Consider the following 1,390-nt stretch of genomic DNA (forward strand, 5'->3'; position numbering starts at 1 on the left):
TGACTAGTCCTAAAAAATCGATACAGATTTATTAGACAAAAATAATTAAATTAAACACTTGCAAGAACGTTCTTGCAAGTGTTTTTTCTTTTATAAGTTCTCATTTTTAGATTAGATTGTTGATGCATTTGATTTGGAGTTAACATATGATTAGAGTAGTGAGGTCTTTTTTGATTGTAAACTTGGATAACTTCTTTTATTATTTGTTTCATAATTGGCAAATCTTTGTTGTATTTATCAATATTAAATTCTTGTTTTAAAATTCCATTTATTCTCTCTGCTACTGCGTTTTCATACGGATCAGAGTTTTGTGTCATACTTGGTTTTATTTTGTTTTTCCTTAATATTTTCTGATATTCATTTGCGCAATATTGTAATCCTCTATCTGAATGATGTATTAAAACTAAATCCTTATTTTTTCTTTGCTTTATGGCTAATTTTAATGCTTCTAAACTACTTTTTGTGTTTAAATTATCGGAGACATTATAGCCTACAATCTTTTTAGAATAAGCATCGGTTATTAAACTTAGATAGCAAGGTTTTTCTCTTTTCCCTATATAAGTAATATCTGAAACCCAGACTTGTTCTGGTTTAGTTATTTCTAAATCTAATATTTGATTGCTATGTTTTCTAAAACGATGATGTGAATCTGTTGTAATATGATAAGACCGTTTTGGAATAATTAACAAATGATTAGCTCTAAGAATGGCAATAAATTTATCTCTGCCAATCTTTAAAATTCTTAAATCTTGATTCAATAAATGATATAGTTTTTTTGCACCAATTCTCGGCATTTGTTGTCTGATTTCTAAAACCATATTCACAACTAAGTGAGCTTTATGCTGCTTATTGAAACGACGTTTAATTTTTCTATAATAAACCTGTCTATCTATCCCGAACAAAGTACAGGCAAACATTATTGTTTCTTGTTCTTTTGCTTTAAATTGGTCGATTGTTCGGGTGGAAAGTTTTTTCTTATGTCGATTTTATACTCTTGCTCTGCAATATCAATCATCATATCAAAAATAATAGCTTTCTTATCAGCAACATAAGCTTGTTGTTCTAAAAATGCTTTTTGTTTTTCTAATAATTTAACTTGAGCTTCAAGTTCCATTATTTTTTGTTCTGGTGACTTTGGCATATTTGAAGGGGTTTGGTTCTCCCAATCAAAATTACCAAATTTTCTGAGCCAACCCAAAACAGTTCCATGACTTTGAATGCCATATTGTTTTCGCATTTGGGTAATTGTAGATTTTCCTTGCTCTATTTCTTGAACAATTTGAAGTTTTAAAGACATGGAATAGTCTTTCTGAGTACGCTTTACATAGCTAATTTCTTGAGGTGTTTCCATAACGATGAAATTTGTGTATCGCTATTTCAGGACAAGACA

2 protein-coding genes are annotated in these 1,390 nt (G+C 29.3%); both read right to left on the bottom strand.

Translation table 11 applies throughout. From position 1 onward, the window contains the following. Positions 1–50: 50 nt before the first annotated feature. Complete coding sequence (locus tag HALO113_RS15805; RefSeq protein WP_201297673.1) at positions 51–917, bottom strand: IS3 family transposase; 867 nt, start codon at positions 915–917, stop codon at positions 51–53. Beyond that, positions 917–1,351, bottom strand: a complete 435-nt coding sequence (locus tag HALO113_RS15810) for a transposase (protein ID WP_201297675.1) — start codon at positions 1,349–1,351, stop codon at positions 917–919. Before HALO113_RS15810 ends, HALO113_RS15805 begins: the two co-directional genes overlap by 1 nt. Positions 1,352–1,390: the final 39 nt, after the last annotated feature.

Source organism: Flavobacterium sp. 9AF (assembly GCF_902506265.1).
In the GTDB taxonomy this organism is placed as follows: Bacteria; Bacteroidota; Bacteroidia; order Flavobacteriales; family Flavobacteriaceae; genus Flavobacterium.